We start from the raw sequence: 17,877 nt of genomic DNA, 5'->3' as shown, positions 1-17,877 counted from the left end.
GTGGGTTCATACGCAGGCTGAATATATGACACACACTGAAAACACTCTGGATATCAAGTCCGTCGACGCTTATCTAAACACGCATCTTGTTGGGTATCATGGCCCTCTTGAGGCTACAAAATTCACCGTGGGTCAGTCGAACCCAACCTATCTGCTGCGTACGCCGGCCAAATCCTATGTTCTGAGACGCAAGCCGCCGGGCATATTGCTGAAATCCGCACATGCAGTGGATCGGGAATTTCGCGTACAAGCGGCGCTGGCTGGTAGCAAAGTGCCCGTCCCGCAAGTACATCTGCTTTGTGAAGATGACAGCGTCATAGGCTCTGCCTTTTACGTGATGGAGCATCTGAAAGGGCGCACATTTGTCGACCCTGTCATGAAAGGCGAAAACAATGCGACGCGCACGGGTGTACTGAAAGAGATGAACCGCGTACTGGCCGAACTGCACATGGTCGATATCGATGCGGTGGGTCTTTCGGATTTCGGACCTCCAGGCAACTATTTTGAGCGGCAAATTGCTCGCTGGACCAAACAATATCGCGCCTCTGAGACCGAAAAAATCGCCGAGATGGATCAGCTGATCGCCGAGCTTGAGCGCCAGATCCCCGAGGATGACAATCAAAGAACACTGGTTCATGGGGACTACCGAATCGACAATCTGATGTTCGAGGCGCATGGCACCGCCTGCATCGGAGTGCTGGATTGGGAGCTATCGACCATCGGTCACCCATATGCGGACCTGGCAGCCGTCATCATGCAATGGCAGCTGCCCCCGGGCAAGGAGGGTCGGGGGTTGGCTGGCGTAGATCGGTTAAGCCTTGGGCTACCGTCAGATCAGGACTTCATCGCCGAGTATTGCGCGCGCCGCGGCCTAACGGGGATTGAGAATTTTGGCTTCTACCTTGCTTTCAACTTCTTTCGGATGGCCGGCATTCTGCAAGGTGTCTACAAGCGGGCCTTGGATGGAAACGCATCAGACCCGGCACGCGCTAAGGCTTTCGGTGCCTATGTGCCGGTCTTCGCCCAACACGGATTATCTGCGCTGCAAAAAACGTAGGCAGTATTCTCGGCGCCCTTCAACAAATCCAGCAAAAATCAGCAGAATTCGCTGTTGCCTCGGATCTCACGAAGGCAAGATCGGCCTGATCAAGATGGAGTTGCCTCATGGGATTTGATCCGACCGCGCAGACCCACATCCGCCAATGGATGCACAGATATGTTGAGCAGCAGAAATACGCAGGCAGCGCCCTTCTGATCCACCAGAACGGGCAAGAGGCATTCTTTCACGCATTTGGCCGCCGCTGCATTGAAACCGACCTCGCGTTCCAACGCGATAGCCTGGTTCGGATCTATTCGATGACTAAGCCTGTGACGTCCGTTGCCTTGATGATGCTGGTGGAACAGGGGTTGTTTCATCTAGATGCCCCGGTTTCCGAATTCCTGCCAGAGTTTGCAACCATGCAAGCTTTGGTCCCGGGTGCAACGCAGTTGAACCAGACCAAGGACGCGCCGACACCCAGCCTGCATCAGTTGCTGACGCACACCAGCGGGCTGAGCTACCCGTTCAATCCCGGCCTTTTGCCAATGGCCATGGATGAGCTCGATCTGATCTTTTCCCCGAAACAAGGCCCGCTGGCGGGTCGGGTTAAAGTGCTGGCAGGGTTGCCGCTGGCTTTTCAGCCAGGTAGTCGCTGGGAGTACTCGGTCGGGATCGACGTGATTGGCCGCGTGATTGAAGTCGTATCAGGCAAACCGCTGGACGTGTTTCTAACCGAACACATCTTTCGACCACTTGGGATGAGTGAAACCGCGTTTTCAGTACCTGAAGGGGCAGGGGACCGATTTGCCTCGCTCTACACCCCACTCGAAGGCGATGCCATGGCGCTGAATGCCGCAAAATCGGGTGGCGAAACACTGCGGTTGGTGGATCGGGCCGGAGAGTCCCCGTTTGAGGCGGCAACGACCTTTTCTGGCGGTGGCGGATTGATCAGTACCATCGACGATTACAGCAAGTTCGCCGAGATGTTGCGAAACAAAGGAACCGCAAATGGCGCGCGATTGCTTGGGCCGAAGACTGTAGAATTCATGTTTCGCAACCATTTACCGGACGATATTGCATCCATGGGTCCACAAAGCTTTGCCGAGCAACCCATGGAAGGCACAGGCTTTGGCATCGGAGGCGCGGTGGTACTGAACCCGGCGCGCACCCGAGCCCCAAGCTCGGTTGGCGACTATGGCTGGGGCGGGATGGCCTCGACCTACTTCTGGATCGATCCGGTCAACGCGCTGTCGACTGTGTTTTTTACACAGCTCTCGCCATCCAGCTCTTATCCATCCCGAGCCGAGTTAAAGGCGCTTGTTCACGCGGCGCTCGTTGAATGATCGGTGTTTGAGTGATACCGGAAAAGGCCAAGACGCCGGAGAGCCCCGAATGACCGAAGCCGAACGCATATTGCTTGATCTGCTGAATATCGAACCGCTTGAGGTCGATTTGTTTCGCGGAACCGGTTCTGGTGGCGAGACACCAACGCGTATCTTTGGCGGGCAGGTGATCGCGCAAGCGCTTGCGGCAGCGTACAGGACGGTCGAGGATCGTCTATGCCATTCCTTGCACGCCTATTTCATAAGGCCCGGAGATCCGTCAATTCCGGTTATATATCAAGTGGATCGCGCGCGCGATGGTGGTTCTTTCACAACCCGCCGCGTGGTTGCGATCCAGCATGGCAAGCAAATTTTGAACATGTCGGCCTCGTTTCACAAGCAGGATGACGGATGGAAACATCAGCATCCGATTCCGGACGTTCAAGCGCCCGAGTACCATCCATCGCGTGACGAATTGCGCGAGAAATACCTGGATCGCGTTCCCGAAAAGCTGAAAGCTGAATTGCTGCGCGAGCGCCCGATCGAAGTGCGCGAAATCGATCCGCTGGACCTGTTTGCACCCGCAAAGGCAGATGACAAGAATCACGTCTGGTTTCGCATGGGCGCAGCGAACCACGCGGACACCGTCACACAACATCTTCTATTGGCCTATGCCTCGGATATGAGCTTGCTCAGTTCCGGAATGCGGCCCCATGGGCTGAGCTGGTTCACTGGTGAAATTGATGGGGCCAGTCTGGACCATGCAATCTGGTTTCATGCACCCGTGCAGTTTCAAAACTGGCATCTGTATTCGATGGAGTCGCCGTGGACAGGGCAGGGGCGCAGCTTCAATCGGGGTTCGATCTTTTCGCAGGATGGCAAACTGGTTGCGTCCGTCGCGCAGGAAGGCCTACTCAGACGACGGAAGCAACGCTAAGTACTGCCAGCAAACCTTTGATTAAGCTTCATCATTCCACCTAACCATCGGTCGTAGTCTTCTGTTTTTAAACGCATATAGTCAAGCACTTGTGGATGCGGAAGAATCAAGAAACGTTCATCCGCCAGCGCCTCGACACAGGCTTGGGCGACCTCATCAGGTTCAATTATTCCGTCAATCGCGGCGACCGAATCCTCATGTCCACGTATCATCTCGGACCGAACGGCCTGCGGACACAGAACTGAGACCCTGAGACCTTTGTCGCCATAGGTCATCGCAACCCATTCAGCAAAACCCACAGCCGCATGTTTGGTTACGCCATAAGGGGCTGCGCCGGGTTGATTGAGCAATCCAGCCGCTGAAGCTGTGATCATCAAATAACCACCATCACGCGCAACCATCCTTGGGATCAGGTGCCGCGCGGTCCAGACATGAGACATAACGTTGATCTGCCAGATGCGGTCCCATTCAGCATTCGGCACTTCAAATCCACCTAGGGTGAGTATTCCCGCATTGGCAAAGAATAAATCAATCGGAGCGATCGTATCCTCGACAGTCTCAATCAGATTTCGAATATCACTTTCCTTGGACACATCACAGCTGAGTGCATCACCGCCAATTTGCGCCGCCACGGCCTGCGCGCCGGCAAGGTCGATATCGGCGCAGACTACATGCGCACCTTCTTCTGAGAACCGCTTGGCAAGACCTTTACCTATGCCATTTGCAGCGCCAGTGATGACGACGGTCTTCCCAATCAGAACCATTGCATAGCTCGTGTCTTACTTCTCAAACACAGCGTAACATATTGGCAAGCCTCGACCAATGTGTGTTCTATAGTCGTGGCTCGCTTGCTAAGTTTTTTACATAATACCGATTATACGATTAATAGATGTAGCCGCAAAGCTAAAATGTCACCCGTAAGCAAAGCAGAAGTGTCACTCTGCCCTCAAAACAAGAAGAGGACGAGCTGGCATGGGATGGGTGATGATGAGCGAACGCGAGTTGAATCGTGTGGAAGTGTTGGCGCAAGTCGATGATGGTCGGCTGACGGTTGATAACGCGGCGAATCTGTTGGATCTGACGCGGCGCCAGATTTTCCGGCTGTTGAAGCGGTATCGTCGAGACGGCGCGTCAGCGATACGGCACAAGGCGCGCGGCAAACCTCCGAACAACCGCATCCACAAAGCTAAGCGCGACTATGCTCTGAGCCTGATCCGGGAGAGCTATGCGGATTTCGGGCCGACCTTGGCAGCCGAGATGCTGGCCGAGCATCACGGGTTCAGGGTTTCACGCGAGACGGTTCGCAAATGGATGCAGGAAGATGGCCTCTGGCTGTCGCGCAAGCAGCGTCGAACGTTTCATCAACCGCGGCTGCGGCGGGAATGTTTTGGCGAGCTCATCCAGATCGACGGTTCGGATCATCGTTGGTTTGAGGATCGGGGCGATCCCTGCACCCTTCTCGTCTTCATCGACGATGCGACTAGCACGCTCATGGAACTGCGGTTCGTCAAATCCGAGAGCACGTTCAGCTATTTCGAAGCGCTCAAGGGCTACCTGGTTCAGCATGGTCGCCCGGTGGCGTTTTACAGCGACAAACACACGGTGTTTCGTGTGGCCAAGGAAGATGCCAAGGGCGGCGCGCGCATGACCCAGTTCGGCCGGGCGTTAAACGAGTTGAACATCGAGATTCTCTGCGCCAATTCCTCGCAGGCCAAGGGGCGTGTTGAACGTGCGAACCGTACGTTGCAGGATCGTTTGGTGAAGGAGCTGAGGCTCGCCGGTATCTCGGACATGGCGGCCGGAAACGACTATCTGCAAGGGTTCAAGGAACGTTATAACGCCAAGTTCGCAAGGACCCCAGCCAAGTCCGACAACCTGCACCGCGCTCTCAATGTCGAACCGGATCGGCTTGCGGATGTGCTGTGCTGGCGTGAGAACCGCTATGTCGGCAAGCAGCTGACATTCTCCTATGATCGCAAGCGCATCATGCTGGAAGAGAATGACATCACGCGCGGGCTGGTAGGCAAATATGTGGACACCTACGCTTATGTGGATGGCCGGTTCGAGGTGCGCTGGAAAGGCCGGCCCCTACCCTATAGCATCTTCGACATGGACCAGCGCGTGACCCATGCCGCGATCACCGAGAACAAACGCCTCGGCGCGGTGCTGGCGCATATCAAGGACATCCAGGACAAGGCGCCACCCAAATATCCGGTCAGGACAAACTCCGAGAAGATGGGCTATAGGCCGCGAGACAGAAAGCCCGGCCGCCCCTCCGGATCACACGCCAAAAAGACGATTGTGCAGGCGGCGGAATAGCCCCAAGATTGGCGTCATGGATGCCGAAGACGACCCAGAGATTATATTCTCCGATTACACGCAATCCGTTGTCATCGACGGGCATCATTTCGACGTTGAGATCTACAAGACCAGCATCGATCCCGGCTGGATCCTGTCCGTGGAGAACCAGTTCGGCACGTTGACGATTTCCGATAACCCACCCTTCTTTGGCGATGGCCTCGCCTGGCGCGCCTTCGAAGAGCTTGTGCGCGAAGAAGGCATCAAAGCGTTTTACAGCAAGAAAGAACGCCGAAAGCTCGGTCTGTGACCTGACCCCCGCAAGGCTTTTCAGCCCTGCGATATGTGAGGTCTCCGGGCTGCAAAGCCTTGCTCCCGTCCCGCCCTCCGGTGACACTTCTGCTTTGCAGAACCAGTGACATTTCTACTTGGTTGCAACAATAGATGCGATCTCAGTAAAATGCCTGTAGCCCGGTTTGCGCCCGCCCCAGGATCAATGCATGAACGTCGTGCGTGCCCTCATAGGTGTTGACTGTCTCAAGATTGATCATGTGACGCACCACCTGGAACTCAAGTGAGATACCGTTGCCGCCGTGCATGTCACGCGACATCCGCGCAATGTCCAATGCCTTGCCGCAATTGTTACGTTTGATGATCGAGATCATCTCAGGCGCAGCTTCAGCCTGATCCATCAGACGACCGACGCGCAAGCTTGCTTGCAGTCCCAAAGAGATTTCGGTTTGCATCTCAGCCAGTTTGCGTTGAAACAACTGGGTCTGCGCAAGTGGTCGATTGAACTGTTTACGATCCAAGCCGTATTGACGCGCTGCGTGCCAGCAGCATTCCGCGGCCCCCATCGCACCCCAGCTGATACCATAGCGTGCGCGGTTCAGGCAGCCGAACGGCCCCTTGAGACCCTGAACATGTGGAAGCAAAGCGCCCTCGTCCACCTCAACGCCATCCATGACAATTTCACCTGTGATCGAAGTACGCAGGCTCAGCTTGTTCTCGATCTTCGGTGCGCTCAGGCACTTGGTGCCTTTATCCAGCACGAACCCACGAATCTTGCCGTCATGTGCATCAGACTTGGCCCAGACCACATAGACATCTGCGATCGGTGCGTTTGAAATCCACATCTTGCTGCCGGTCAGACGATACCCGCCATCAATTTTCTCGGCGCGGGTCTTCATCGCCGCCGGATCCGAACCCGCATCCGGCTCTGTCAGGCCAAAACACCCAATCCATTCGCCGCTTGCCAGTTTCGGCAGATATTTGCGACGCTGTTCTTCGCTGCCATAGGCGAAAATCGGGTACATCACCAACGAGCTTTGCACCGACATCATCGAGCGATAGCCGGAATCCACACGTTCAACTTCCCGCGCCACAAGTCCATAAGATACGTAGCTTGCACCGATCCCACCATATTCTTCGGGGACTGTCGTGCCCAACAGGCCCATTTCACCCATTTCACGAAAGATCTCGGGATCGGTTTCTTCGTTTGCAAAAGCCTTGGTGACACGCGGCTGCAATTTCTCCTGGGCGTAAGCGCGCGCGCTGTCGGCAATCAGGCGTTCATCCTCTTCCAACTGGTCCGACAAGCGAAATGGGTCGTCCCAGTTGAAACGTCCAAGGTCAGGCGCATCTTTTGCGCGCAGGACAGGCTTTGTATCTGGAGCGTTCATTTTGCTTCTCCGAATTGAATAGGTTTGGGCAAGTATAATCTGAGAAATATTCAAAAAACAGCGAGACATTTGCATTGTTTCATGATCAAAACGCATAGATGGACACCAAGCGCCCTATCCTGCCGCCTATATCCGCGCTGCGCGCGCTTGAAGCTTTGGATCGCCTTGGATCAGCCTCGGCAGTCGCGGAAGAAATGGCACTGACGCAGAGCGCGGTCAGTCGGCAACTGCAGACGCTTGAAGCGCATTTGGACGCAGAATTGGTCAGCCGTGATCGCAAGCGATTGTCACTGACAAAGGCTGGACAAGACTATGTACAAGAAATTCGGCCAGCCTTGTCTCAGATCGCGCAGGCGGCGTTGAAACTGCACATTTCCCCTGTCGGTGGGACATTGAATCTGGCGATTCTGCCGACATTCGGAATGCGCTGGCTGGTACCGCGTCTGCCGGATTTCGCCCGCCGCCATCCGGATATCACAATCAACATGACCACGCGGTTGCGACCGTTTAGTTTTGCTTCGGAACCCTTTGATGCGGCTTTACATTTTGGGGAACCTGATTGGCCCGGAACTGATCGCTTGCCATTAAGTGTCGAGCGGGTTTTGCCCGTCTGCGCACCCGAGCTTTTACCCAAAGGCACTCCGACCTCACCCCGCGATCTGCTAAAACTGCCGCTGCTGCATATCCAGACACGACCGCGCGCCTGGCAGGACTGGTTTCAACAGATGGGTGTCACGCACCCGCATCCCCTGCCCGGCACCGTCCACGACCAGTTCAACACGATCAACCAAGCCGCGCTGCACGGCCTGGGTGTTGCCCTGTTGCCAAACTATCTTGTGGAACAAGACCTAGCGACAGGTAGGCTGGTTGCAGCCTTCCCTGACGCGATAGAGACGATGGGGGCATATTATCTGGTTTGGCCGCGCGAAAAATCGGATGACGGATCATTGCGAGAGTTTCGACACTGGCTTGCTTCTCAGGCCCAAACCGAAGAGTCATTGCCGCGTTAGCCGAGCGCATACCCTGCCCCGCGCACTGTTCGCACCGGATCTTCGCCGCCATGTTGGGTCAACGCTTTGCGCAGACGACCGATATGAACATCAACAGTACGCGTGTCGACGTAGATATCGCGGCCCCAGACGCGGTCAAGCAACTGCTCTCGGCTCCAGACCCGGCCGGGCTTTTCCATGAATGTGCTCAGCAACCGGAACTCGGTCGGGCCCAGTTTTAACAGCTTGTTGTCGCGGCTGACCTTGTGGGTCTCAGAGTCCAGTATGATATCGTCAAACTCCAACCGGATGCCCACGGTCGCTGGACGGACTCTGCGCAATTGTGTCCGTACACGTGCCATCAATTCGACAACCGAGTAAGGCTTAACCACATAATCATCGGCACCGGTTTCAAGGCCGCGCACTTTATCAACCTCTTCTGAGCGCGCCGACAGCATGATGATCGGAATTGATCGGGTGTCCGGCCGCGTTTTCAGGCGGCGGCAGACCTCGATACCGCTGAGATTGGGCATCATCCAATCCAGAACGATGATATCCGGGCGGTCTTCTTCGACCAGCAACAAAGCTTCGTCGCCATTAGCGGCACGGATTACCCGGAACCCTTCGGCGTCCAGATTATAGGCCAGTACCTCTCTTTGGGCCAACTCATCCTCAACAACCAGTACCGTCGGTTGATCAGCGGACATGACTTAGATCTCCTAGATCGTTTGCGACGTGTTGTCGGCTTTGGGGCGCGCTTCGCTGGGTCTCTCGCCGGTGACGAGATAGACGACCTGCTCGGCAATGGCGGTGACGTGATCGCCCATGCGTTCGATATTTTTTGCGATGAAATGCAGGTGCATGCACGATGAGATATTGCGCGGATCCTCCGCCATGAAGGTCAGGAACTCGCGAAACAGGCCGTTATACATCTGGTCCACTTCTAGATCCCGTTCGATCACGTCCTGCGCCAGCTCAGCATCACGCTGGATATAGGCATCCAGCGCGTCGCGCAGCATCCGCTCGACCTCGCGCGCCATTCGGCGCAGAGCGGCGGCACTGCCGTTGATTTCGCCGGCATTCACCAGAACGGTCGTTCGCTTGGCGATGTTCTTGGAGTAATCTCCAATCCGTTCAAGGTTGGTCGCAACCTTCAGCACGGACAGCACCAGCCGCAAATCGCTGGCCGTCGGTGCACGCAAGGCAATCAGGCGCGCGGTCTCTTCGTCAATCAGTTCTTCCAGTGCGTCGATGGCCTTGTCGCCTTGACGCACTTCATTTGCCAGTTCTTCGTCGCGGGTCTCCAGCGACCGGGCCGCGCCCATAATGGCGGCTTCGACCAGTCCACCCATCTTCATGATGTGTGCTTGGATGGCCTCAAGGTCGCGGTCGAACGCGGATGCAATATGTTGTTCGCTCATTGCAGTTATCCTGTGCTCAGCCAATCCGGCCGGTGATGTAACTTTCGGTTCGGGGATCTTCGGGGTTGGTGAAGATCTGCCCGGTTTCGCCGAACTCAACCAAGTTCCCCAGATGGAAAAACGCTGTCTTCTGACTGACCCGCGCGGCCTGTTGCATCGAATGGGTTACGATCACCACTGAATAGCGTGAACGCAGTTCGTCAATCAGTTCCTCGACCTGCGCGGTTGCGATTGGGTCGAGCGCCGAACAGGGTTCGTCCATCAATAGCACCTCAGGCTCGGTGGCTACGGCGCGCGCGATGCAAAGACGCTGTTGCTGACCACCAGAAAGGCCGGTACCGGGGGCATCCAGACGGTCCTTGACCTCATCCCAGATCGCACCACGACGCAGAGATTTCTCTACGATTTCATCCAGTTCTGCCTTATTCTTGGCAAGGCCGTGGATACGCGGACCGTAAGCCACGTTGTCATAGATCGATTTGGGGAACGGGTTCGGTTTTTGAAAAACCATGCCGACCTTGGCACGCAACTGTACCGGATCGACGCGCTTGTCGTAAATGTCTTCACCGTCCAGCAGGATATCACCCTGCACCCGGCAAATGTCGATTGTGTCGTTCATCCGGTTCAGACAGCGTAAGAAGGTGGATTTACCGCAGCCAGAGGGACCGATGAAAGCCGTCACAGTCTTGTCTTCGATATCGACGCTCACGTCCTTAATGGCGTGGGTCTCACCGTAGTAGACCTGAACCTGCTTGGCGTTGATCTTGATGTCTTTGGAGTCCACGGTTCTCTCCACTCGTGTCATATCGTTCATTTTAAACCCCTCCTACCAGCGGCGTTCAAAGCGGCGGCGCAGGATGATAGCGATGATATTCATGGTCAGCAGGAACATCAAAAGGATGATGATGCCGCCCCAGGCTTTCTCGTAGAAACCCACATCGGCACGCGCGGCCCATGTGTAGATCTGTGCCGGCATGGCCGAGTTCGGCTCGGTGAAGCCCGCTAAAAAGCCATCGGGATAGCCTCGGGCGACAAAGCCCACCATGCCGATCAACAGCAACGGAGCAGTTTCACCCAGCGCCTGCGCCAGACCAATGATGGTACCAGTCAGGATACCGGGCGCGGCCAACGGCAGCACGTGGTGGAAGACGGCCTGCATCTTCGAGGCCCCTACCCCCAACGCCGCGTCGCGGATAGACGGGGGAACCGCCTTTAGCGAGGCTCGGGTCGAGATGATGATCGTTGGCAACGTCATCAGGGTCAGGACCAGACCACCCACCAGCGGCGCCGATTGCGGCAGGTGCATAAATTGGATGAACACGGCCAGACCCAGGATACCGAACACGATAGACGGAACGGCGGCCAGGTTCGAAATATTCACCTCAATCAGGTCGGTAAATTTGTTCTGCGGCGCGAATTCTTCCAGATAGATCGAGGCGGCGACCCCAATGGGCAGCGATAGGCACAGCACCACCAGCATCATGAAGAACGAGCCAACAACTGAGGCACCAATACCCGCGCCACCGGGGTTATCCACGCCCGAGTCCGCACCAGTGATGAACGGCCAGTTGAATGCCTGCTTGATGATCCCTGCCTCTTTCAACGCGTCCACCAGATCCAGATCGCTGAGTTGCAGGAAGCGGCTGTCCTGCAGGGTGTCACGAGACACCCGACCCTTGAAGTAGCCATCCACACGGCTTGAAGCCGCCAGATCGAACATGATCGGCTCACCCAGCTTGCTAGGATTATCGGCATAGAAGGTTCGGATCGTACCGCCGATTTTGCCCAACAGACGCTCGATGGCATCCTGATCGAAATCCACGGTGATGCCACTTTCGGCTAGTTGTTCATTCAGTTCCGCAATGAACATATTGGAGTAGGCCTTTGTCTTGAACATCGTGCCTTCGGCTTCATCGCGCTGCGCTTCGCTCAGCGTGAATTCTAAACTGATCACTGTGCGCTGGAAGGCCGGGATGCCCTGCGACAGGATTGAGGCAAACAGCACAATCAGAAAGAACAGTCCGGTCGCGATAGCGACGATCCCGTAGGCGCGAAAACGCTTTTCGGCAGCCGCGCGTTTTTTGGTCCGGGCATCGGATGCAGTCAGCGAGGTCGAGGTATTTTGCATGCTGGCGTCGGTCATTCGTACTGCTCCCGATACTTGCGCACGATATAAAGGGCGAAAACGTTCAGCCCCAGAGTGAGGATGAACAGCGTCATGCCAAGCGCGAAGGCGACGAGGGCCTCGGGCGAGGCGAAATCGGCGTCGCCCGTCAGCTGGCTGACGATCTTGGCGGTGACGGTGGTCATGGCCTCGAACGGGTTCAGGTCCAGACGCGCGGCGGCCCCTGCCCCCAGAACCACGATCATGGTCTCACCGATGGCGCGCGATGCTGCCAGCAGGATCGCTCCCACGATCCCGGGCAAGGCTGCGGGCAAAACGACCTGCCGGATGGTCTCGGATTGTGTGGCCCCCAGCCCGTAAGAGCCATCACGCATGGCCTGAGGCACCGCGTTGATGATGTCGTCGGAAAGCGACGAAACGAACGGGATTAGCATGATGCCCATGACAAGACCGGCGGTCATCACTGCCGTACCGGCTTTCATCCAGCCCAATCCGTCATCCCCGAACACGCTCAGCAACAGCGGGCCAACGGTCAGCAGAGCGAAAAGGCCGTAAACGATGGTCGGGATACCGGCCAGCACCTCAAGCATCGGTTTGGCGATCGAGCGCACGCGTGAAGAAGCGTACTCACTGAGATAAATCGCAGCGAAAAGACCGATTGGCACGGCCACCAACAACGCCACCAACGAGATATAGAACGTGCCCCACAGCAAAGGGATGATACCCAGATCTGATGCCCCACCACGGCCCGAGAAACTGGGCGCCCAGGTGGTACCGAAAAAGAATTCTGATGCCGGGTAAAGCTTGAAGAACTCCCACGTATTGAAAACCAGCGAAAGGACGATGCCGACCGTTGTCAGGATCGCAATCGACGCAGCCGCCAGCAGCATCACACGAATTCCCTGCTCAACCACATTGCGGGCACGATATTCAGAATGCGTCTGTAACCAACTGAACACAGCCCCGGCCAAGGCGACCAGTATCACAGCGGCGGACATTATCGCGTAACCGGTTGAATTTATCGCCCGATAGGCTTGAGCTGCATGCAAAACCGTCTGCGTGATGTCCGAGGTTACGACTTGACCCGCGTCCTTCAACTTTTGGGTCATCTCGGAAATATCCGCCCGCGCATCCTGTGCGAGCGTTTCGGTGAGATGTCCCTGCGCAACGGCACTGTCCAGACCATTTGCGGTCCGACGCACCTCGGCCATAACAAGACTGCGCGACGATCCTTCCTTGATCGCCGTTTCGGGAACCATCTCCGAGACCTGAGAGTTAACGTAGAGCGGCTGAACCAGCAGCCAGACGATCAACAAACCTAAGGCGGGAACTATGACTTTCAGTGCGACGTTAGCGCCATAAAACGAGGGAAGAGAATGCAGATTGCGGCTGTCCCCTCCGGCACTTTGCAAGGCGCGCATTCGCCCCAAAACATATCCGACTGCCGCGATCGCAAGCACGATCAGAATGAGCCAAAGAATTGGCATGACGCCCCCATAGGTCTTGATCGGGATTAGGGAAAAATTGGGGGCGACAGAAAACGCCGCCCCCAGTCAATTCGATCGGGGTGAGGGATTAGCTGCCCGAACCCAAGGTTACTTCGTTGGCAATCGCGTCCTGCGTTTTTGCCAGTTCAGGATCGGCAACCAGACCGTAGTTGGCCAGCGGGCCCGAGGGACCAGCAATTTCTTCATGAGTGAAGAACTGGGCGTATTCTTTCAGACCGGGGATCACGCCGATATGCGCTTTCTTGACGTAGAAAAACAGCGGACGCGAGACGGGGTATTCACCCGACGCGATGCTCTCGGTCGACGGTGCGATACCACCCATCGTAGCCACTTTCAGCTTGTCGGTGTTGTTCTCGTAGAACGCCAGACCAAACACGCCGATACCATTGGTGTTGGTGTCGATGCGGGCCAGAGTTTCGGTGTAGTCACCGTCGATATCGACCGATTTGCCGTCGGTGCGCACGTCCAGGCATGCATCTTCGGCGTCATCTTCGCTTAGGCCGCCCGCGACCATGGCTTCCATCGCGCCCGTCGCTTCACAACCTGCCAGCAGAACTTTGTCTTCGAACACTTCGCGGGTGCCGTGCTTGGTGCCCGGGATGAACATTGCGATTTCCACATCCGGCAGGTCAGCGTTGAACTCGGCCCAGCTGTTGAAGCTGTTGTCGACCAGCGCGCCATCTTTCATCACTTTCGATCCGATGGCGTTGTAAATATCCGCAGGCTCAAACGCAGTGAACGCAGGACCCGACTGCTGGCTTGCAAATACGATGCCGTCATAACCGATGCGGACTTCCATGATGTCGGTCACACCGTTTTCGGCGCATGCTTTAATCTCTTTTTCACGGATGGCACGCGATGCGTTTGCAACGTCGATCGTGTTTTCACCGACGCCTTCGCAGAAGCGTTTCAGACCGGCGGACGAGCCGCCTGATTCAACAACCGGTGTGGGGAAGTCGGTATTTTCACCGAACAGTTCTGCAACGATTGACGCATAAGGCAGAACGGTGGAAGAGCCAGCAACTTGAACGTTGTCACGCGCAGCAGCAGTGGTTGCCGAGACGGCAGCGATAGCCAGCGCAGAAGCCGACAGTTTTACAAAGGACATTTCAGTCTCCTTGAAAAGGATGGGTACTGATCATCCCCATGATGATCTGAGCGCAGCACTATGACGCCTGCGTAAGCCTTTTGTGACAGGTATGTAACGGTTTCATGACAACTCATGAATTTCTCAGAAATTCTTAACTTGACGAAGCGTCACCCCAGTAAAGCCTGCGTTTGGCACGACCTCAGCGTGGTAGAATGACCGTAAACGTCGCGCCCTGCCCCGGCTCACTTTCCACCCGCAACCTGCCCCGATGGCGATTGACGATATGCTTCACGATTGCAAGCCCCAGTCCGGTTCCGCCCAACTCGCGCGAGCGGTGACTGTCTGCGCGATAGAACCGTTCGGTCAACCTGGGCAGGTGTTTGGCATCAATACCGGGCCCTTGATCAATGATCTTGATACGTACCGCAGGACCGCGCATCGCCGTATCCCGCTCAGACAGGGTAACGACCACACCGACCTTGCCACCGCTGCCCCCGTATTTGATCGCGTTTTCAACGAGATTGGTTATCACCTGACGAAGCTGATCGCTGTCTCCGACCATCTCGATCGACTCGTTTGGGGCATCCAACGAAACAACAACACTGGCATCATCCGCCAGCGGTCGCAGAGTGTTTAAGGTCGATTGAATCAGACCTGTCAGTTCCAATGGCTCTTTGGGTCTGACCCGTTCTTCACTTTCCACTCGATTCAGCGACAGCAAATCCCCCACAAGCCGGTTCATCCGATTGGCCTCATCCGCCATGATCTGAAGAAAACGGTCGCGGGCGGCGGTGTCATCGCGGGCGGGGCCTCGCAATGTTTCGATAAACCCCATCAAGGCCGTTAGCGGCGTGCGCAATTCATGGCTGACATTGGCCACAAAATCGCGCCGCATCTGACCTGCCTGTTCCAGATGCGTGATATCTTGAAATACCGCCAATACCGCCTCGGTCCCACCGACGAATCTGCACTGCACCTCAAACGTCGTATCCTGAGCACCATCATTGGAAAGATGCCGCGCTTTGCCGGGTTGTTTCGAGCGCAGGCATTGTTCGACGGCATCGATGACCTGAGGCTGGCGCAGGATTGTGGCAAAATGCCTGCCTTCGATTGCGTGCCCCAAAAGCGTCCGCGCCTCGCTATTTGCGGCGACAATACGCTCGGTCTGACCGACCAGCACGGCGGGCATCGGAATGGCTGAAACCAATTCGGCAAGCAGGGTATCCGTCATGCGCGTTTAGACCGGACGCAATGTTTGGCGAAACTTACGCATATTGTCCTGATAGTGCAGCGCACTCAGCGTTAGTTTCTGGGCCGCCGCCTCATCAAGCTGCCGCACAACTTTGCCCGGCGAGCCCATGACCAACGAATTATCGGGAACCTCTTTGCCTTCGGTGATCAGCGCCCCTGCCCCGATCAGACAGTTCTTTCCGATCTTCGCCCCGTTTAGAACGATAGCCCCCATACCGATCAGCGTATTGTCTCCGATCGTGCAACCATGCAGCATGACCTTGTGACCAATTGTGCAGTTCTTCCCAATGGTCAGCGGATAGCCCGCATCGATGTGCATCACGCAGTTTTCCTGCACATTGCTGCCTGCGCCCACACGGATTTCTTCGTGATCGGCCCGGATGGTGCACCCGAACCAGACCGAAGCGCCTTGTTCCAGGACCACTTTGCCGATCAAGTTGGCGTCGGGGGCTACCCAGGTGTCTTCGTGAATTTGCGGCGAGTGATCGCCCAAAGCATAGATGGTCATGACAAGCCCTCGAACTCGGTCTGCAACGAGCGGATGTGGTTCTGCAGGCTGGGCTGTTGGATGCGACGCATGCGTTCTGCGCTGACGATGGTTTTTAGCCTTTCCTCCGTGGTATCCAAATCATCGTTGATCAGAACATAGTCGTAGTAGCCCCAATGGCTGATCTCATCCCAGCTTTTCAACATGCGCTTGGCGATCACGTCTTCGCTGTCCTGCCCACGCCCTTCCAGCCTGCGGCGTAGTTCACGGATCGAGGGAGGGAGGATGAAAATCGACAACGCATGCTTGCCCAAATCTGAATTGCGGATCTGCACTTCACCCTGCCAATCAACATCAAACAGCACATCGCGCCCCTGTGTGATGGACTCGCGGACCGGTCCAGCAGGAGAGCCGTAGAAGTTGCCGAACACATGCGCGTGTTCCAGCATCTGCCCATCCGCCACCTGCTGTTTGAACTCGTCCTCGGATAGGAAGTAGTACTCCCGGCCATGCTCCTCACCCGGGCGCGGAGCGCGGGTGGTGGCCGAGATCGAGAATTCCAAACCGACATCCCACCGCATCAAACGGCGGGCCAGAGTGGATTTACCTGCACCCGAAGGCGAGGACAGTATGATTAATAGACCGCGGCGATCCGCCATGTGATGTTCCCGTCCTTATTCCACGTTCTGCACTTGCTCGCGCATCTGATCGATGACCGCCTTTAGCTCCAAACCAACCGCCGTCAGTTCAGCATTCTGCGATTTCGAGCAGAGCGTGTTGGCCTCACGATTGAACTCCTGCATCAGGAAATCCAGCTTACGCCCAACCGGGCCGTCTTGCGTTAAAAGGGAACGCGCCGCAGTGACATGGGCCTTCAACCGGTCAATTTCTTCGGTAATATCGGCCTTGACCGCGATCAGGGCCAGTTCTTGTGCAACACGATCAGGGTCCGCACCTTGCGTATTGTCGAGAACGCGCGTCAGATTTTCGCGCATGTTTTGCGCCATTTCCTCGCGGCGACGCTCGGCCAGATCAGCGGCCTGATCCGTCAACTTTGCGACTTGGTCGAGTTGTCCCGCAAGAATGCCTGACAGAGCTTCACCTTCGGAACCGCGCATCTCAATGAATGAAGCAAGCAAGCCACCGAACTCAGATTTCAGGTGCTCGACAAGTTGGGCTGGATCATCCGCGTCAGCTCCGGCTTCCAACATCCCTTTCAACGCAAGAAGATCACTTGCTTTGGACGGAGCCAACAATACGCCCCGCGCGCCTGCAAGCGCTTCGGTCTGGGCCAGTGCATCCAGCGCAGTTTCCATCGCTGGGGTATTCAACCGGACATCCGCGGCGGATTCTTCCCGTCCCATCCGAAGGGACAGCGTGATGTTCCCTCGGTTGACCTGCTTCGACAGATCGCCTCTCAGCGCGGCCTCTAACCCTGTCAACCAATCGGGGAGCCGCAGTCGCAAATCCAGCCCCTTGCCATTGACGCTGCGCAATTCCCAAGTCCAGCTATGGGGACCAAACGCCCCCTTGCCCGAGGCGAAACCGGTCATGGATTTGATCATGCCTGCCCTTTCCGTCAAATTCACTGGTCGCACCTAATGCCATTGACCAGCAAGGGGCAAGACCTTGCTCATTCCCCAATCAATGCCAAGAGGTTAACCATTCGTTAAAGAATTGCTCCAAAATTGTATTAACCCGTGTCAATCTGACAGTCAGAAAAGCCGG

Annotated in this window: 18 protein-coding genes; 6 read left to right on the top strand and 12 right to left on the bottom strand. The window is 56.2% G+C overall.

Going from position 1 to position 17,877, the window contains the following annotated elements; genetic code table 11:
* The first annotated feature begins 25 nt into the window (after nt 1-25).
* From ACR0MP_RS05215 to ACR0MP_RS05205, 3 genes are all read left to right on the top strand, one after another.
* Nucleotides 26-1,057 (top strand): phosphotransferase family protein, encoded by a 1,032-nt coding sequence (locus ACR0MP_RS05215; RefSeq protein ID WP_170595621.1) that lies wholly within the window; start codon nt 26-28, stop codon nt 1,055-1,057.
* Nucleotides 1,058-1,164: 107 nt separating this feature from the next.
* Nucleotides 1,165-2,382: a serine hydrolase domain-containing protein gene (locus tag ACR0MP_RS05210; protein ID WP_170735038.1), complete on the top strand. Its 1,218-nt coding sequence runs from the start codon at nt 1,165-1,167 to the stop codon at nt 2,380-2,382.
* A 49-nt stretch (nt 2,383-2,431) separates the two neighbouring features.
* Nucleotides 2,432-3,298, top strand: a complete 867-nt coding sequence (locus tag ACR0MP_RS05205; protein WP_170735036.1) for an acyl-CoA thioesterase — start codon at nt 2,432-2,434, stop codon at nt 3,296-3,298.
* Here the strand turns inward: ACR0MP_RS05205 and ACR0MP_RS05200 are convergent.
* Nucleotides 3,295-4,062: an SDR family oxidoreductase gene (locus ACR0MP_RS05200; RefSeq protein WP_170405785.1), complete on the bottom strand. Its 768-nt coding sequence runs from the start codon at nt 4,060-4,062 to the stop codon at nt 3,295-3,297. The two genes, ACR0MP_RS05205 and ACR0MP_RS05200, sit on opposite strands and share 4 nt — an antisense overlap.
* Nucleotides 4,063-4,270: 208 nt before the next feature.
* Here ACR0MP_RS05200 and ACR0MP_RS05195 point away from each other — a divergent pair, with 208 nt between their 5' ends.
* Both ACR0MP_RS05195 and ACR0MP_RS05190 read left to right on the top strand, forming a co-directional pair.
* The gene (locus ACR0MP_RS05195) at nt 4,271-5,617 is read left to right on the top strand and encodes an ISNCY family transposase (RefSeq protein WP_480496678.1); all 1,347 of its coding nucleotides are present in this window, start codon (nt 4,271-4,273) and stop codon (nt 5,615-5,617) included.
* A gap of 16 nt (nt 5,618-5,633) precedes the next feature.
* Nucleotides 5,634-5,906: a hypothetical protein gene (locus ACR0MP_RS05190; protein ID WP_480496676.1), complete on the top strand. Its 273-nt coding sequence runs from the start codon at nt 5,634-5,636 to the stop codon at nt 5,904-5,906.
* Nucleotides 5,907-6,048: 142 nt separating this feature from the next.
* Here the strand turns inward: ACR0MP_RS05190 and ACR0MP_RS05185 are convergent, their stop codons facing one another.
* Nucleotides 6,049-7,278 (bottom strand): acyl-CoA dehydrogenase, encoded by a 1,230-nt coding sequence (locus ACR0MP_RS05185; protein ID WP_170405786.1) that lies wholly within the window; start codon nt 7,276-7,278, stop codon nt 6,049-6,051.
* 98 nt (nt 7,279-7,376) lie between these two features.
* Here ACR0MP_RS05185 and ACR0MP_RS05180 point away from each other — a divergent pair, with 98 nt between their 5' ends.
* Entirely contained in the window at nt 7,377-8,288 is a 912-nt protein-coding gene (locus tag ACR0MP_RS05180) for a LysR substrate-binding domain-containing protein (RefSeq protein ID WP_170405789.1), read from the top strand.
* Here the strand turns inward: ACR0MP_RS05180 and phoB are convergent.
* The 10 genes from phoB to ACR0MP_RS05130 form a co-directional block, all read right to left on the bottom strand.
* The gene (phoB, locus tag ACR0MP_RS05175) at nt 8,285-8,974 is read right to left on the bottom strand and encodes a phosphate regulon transcriptional regulator PhoB (protein WP_170393066.1); all 690 of its coding nucleotides are present in this window, start codon (nt 8,972-8,974) and stop codon (nt 8,285-8,287) included. The two genes, ACR0MP_RS05180 and phoB, sit on opposite strands and share 4 nt — an antisense overlap.
* Before the next feature lie 12 nt (nt 8,975-8,986).
* Nucleotides 8,987-9,688, bottom strand: a complete 702-nt coding sequence (gene phoU, locus ACR0MP_RS05170) for a phosphate signaling complex protein PhoU (protein WP_170393065.1) — start codon at nt 9,686-9,688, stop codon at nt 8,987-8,989.
* Between the two features lie 16 nt (nt 9,689-9,704).
* Nucleotides 9,705-10,502 carry a phosphate ABC transporter ATP-binding protein PstB gene (gene pstB / locus ACR0MP_RS05165; RefSeq protein WP_170393064.1) on the bottom strand — a complete coding sequence of 266 codons (798 nt, stop codon included), beginning with the start codon at nt 10,500-10,502 and terminating at the stop codon, nt 9,705-9,707.
* Between the two features lie 12 nt (nt 10,503-10,514).
* The gene (pstA, locus tag ACR0MP_RS05160; RefSeq protein WP_170405792.1) at nt 10,515-11,831 is read right to left on the bottom strand and encodes a phosphate ABC transporter permease PstA; all 1,317 of its coding nucleotides are present in this window, start codon (nt 11,829-11,831) and stop codon (nt 10,515-10,517) included.
* Nucleotides 11,828-13,300 (bottom strand): phosphate ABC transporter permease subunit PstC, encoded by a 1,473-nt coding sequence (gene pstC / locus ACR0MP_RS05155; protein WP_170405796.1) that lies wholly within the window; start codon nt 13,298-13,300, stop codon nt 11,828-11,830. Before pstC ends, pstA begins: the two co-directional genes overlap by 4 nt.
* An 88-nt stretch (nt 13,301-13,388) precedes the next feature.
* Complete coding sequence (locus ACR0MP_RS05150) at nt 13,389-14,429, bottom strand: substrate-binding domain-containing protein (protein ID WP_170393061.1); 1,041 nt, start codon at nt 14,427-14,429, stop codon at nt 13,389-13,391.
* Between the two features lie 181 nt (nt 14,430-14,610).
* Entirely contained in the window at nt 14,611-15,642 is a 1,032-nt protein-coding gene (locus ACR0MP_RS05145) for an ATP-binding protein (RefSeq protein WP_170393060.1), read from the bottom strand.
* Nucleotides 15,643-15,648: 6 nt separating this feature from the next.
* Nucleotides 15,649-16,170 carry a gamma carbonic anhydrase family protein gene (locus tag ACR0MP_RS05140; RefSeq protein ID WP_170646059.1) on the bottom strand — a complete coding sequence of 174 codons (522 nt, stop codon included), beginning with the start codon at nt 16,168-16,170 and terminating at the stop codon, nt 15,649-15,651.
* Nucleotides 16,167-16,808: a guanylate kinase gene (gene gmk, locus ACR0MP_RS05135; protein ID WP_170595599.1), complete on the bottom strand. Its 642-nt coding sequence runs from the start codon at nt 16,806-16,808 to the stop codon at nt 16,167-16,169. Before gmk ends, ACR0MP_RS05140 begins: the two co-directional genes overlap by 4 nt.
* Nucleotides 16,809-16,823: 15 nt before the next feature.
* Nucleotides 16,824-17,714 carry a YicC/YloC family endoribonuclease gene (locus ACR0MP_RS05130; protein WP_170732225.1) on the bottom strand — a complete coding sequence of 297 codons (891 nt, stop codon included), beginning with the start codon at nt 17,712-17,714 and terminating at the stop codon, nt 16,824-16,826.
* Nucleotides 17,715-17,877 lie beyond the last annotated feature (163 nt).

Source organism: Ruegeria sp. K3, from assembly GCF_056531845.1.
Note: the sequence above shows the minus strand (reverse complement) of the source record. Positions and strands in the feature narration are given on the sequence as shown.

What these genes read in the sequence shown, in the direction of transcription:
- ACR0MP_RS05215 (WP_170595621.1), top strand. Translation starts at nt 26, where the DNA reads ATGACACACACTGAAAACACTCTGGATATCAAGTCCGTCGACGCTTAT.
- ACR0MP_RS05210 (WP_170735038.1), top strand. Translation starts at nt 1,165, where the DNA reads ATGGGATTTGATCCGACCGCGCAGACCCACATCCGCCAATGGATGCAC.
- ACR0MP_RS05205 (WP_170735036.1), top strand. Translation starts at nt 2,432, where the DNA reads ATGACCGAAGCCGAACGCATATTGCTTGATCTGCTGAATATCGAACCG.
- ACR0MP_RS05200 (WP_170405785.1), bottom strand. Translation starts at nt 4,062, where the DNA reads ATGGTTCTGATTGGGAAGACCGTCGTCATCACTGGCGCTGCAAATGGC.
- ACR0MP_RS05195 (WP_480496678.1), top strand. Translation starts at nt 4,271, where the DNA reads ATGGGATGGGTGATGATGAGCGAACGCGAGTTGAATCGTGTGGAAGTG.
- ACR0MP_RS05190 (WP_480496676.1), top strand. Translation starts at nt 5,634, where the DNA reads ATGGATGCCGAAGACGACCCAGAGATTATATTCTCCGATTACACGCAA.
- ACR0MP_RS05185 (WP_170405786.1), bottom strand. Translation starts at nt 7,278, where the DNA reads ATGAACGCTCCAGATACAAAGCCTGTCCTGCGCGCAAAAGATGCGCCT.
- ACR0MP_RS05180 (WP_170405789.1), top strand. Translation starts at nt 7,377, where the DNA reads ATGGACACCAAGCGCCCTATCCTGCCGCCTATATCCGCGCTGCGCGCG.
- phoB (WP_170393066.1), bottom strand. Translation starts at nt 8,974, where the DNA reads ATGTCCGCTGATCAACCGACGGTACTGGTTGTTGAGGATGAGTTGGCC.
- phoU (WP_170393065.1), bottom strand. Translation starts at nt 9,688, where the DNA reads ATGAGCGAACAACATATTGCATCCGCGTTCGACCGCGACCTTGAGGCC.
- pstB (WP_170393064.1), bottom strand. Translation starts at nt 10,502, where the DNA reads ATGAACGATATGACACGAGTGGAGAGAACCGTGGACTCCAAAGACATC.
- pstA (WP_170405792.1), bottom strand. Translation starts at nt 11,831, where the DNA reads ATGACCGACGCCAGCATGCAAAATACCTCGACCTCGCTGACTGCATCC.
- pstC (WP_170405796.1), bottom strand. Translation starts at nt 13,300, where the DNA reads ATGCCAATTCTTTGGCTCATTCTGATCGTGCTTGCGATCGCGGCAGTC.
- ACR0MP_RS05150 (WP_170393061.1), bottom strand. Translation starts at nt 14,429, where the DNA reads ATGTCCTTTGTAAAACTGTCGGCTTCTGCGCTGGCTATCGCTGCCGTC.
- ACR0MP_RS05145 (WP_170393060.1), bottom strand. Translation starts at nt 15,642, where the DNA reads ATGACGGATACCCTGCTTGCCGAATTGGTTTCAGCCATTCCGATGCCC.
- ACR0MP_RS05140 (WP_170646059.1), bottom strand. Translation starts at nt 16,170, where the DNA reads ATGACCATCTATGCTTTGGGCGATCACTCGCCGCAAATTCACGAAGAC.
- gmk (WP_170595599.1), bottom strand. Translation starts at nt 16,808, where the DNA reads ATGGCGGATCGCCGCGGTCTATTAATCATACTGTCCTCGCCTTCGGGT.
- ACR0MP_RS05130 (WP_170732225.1), bottom strand. Translation starts at nt 17,714, where the DNA reads ATGATCAAATCCATGACCGGTTTCGCCTCGGGCAAGGGGGCGTTTGGT.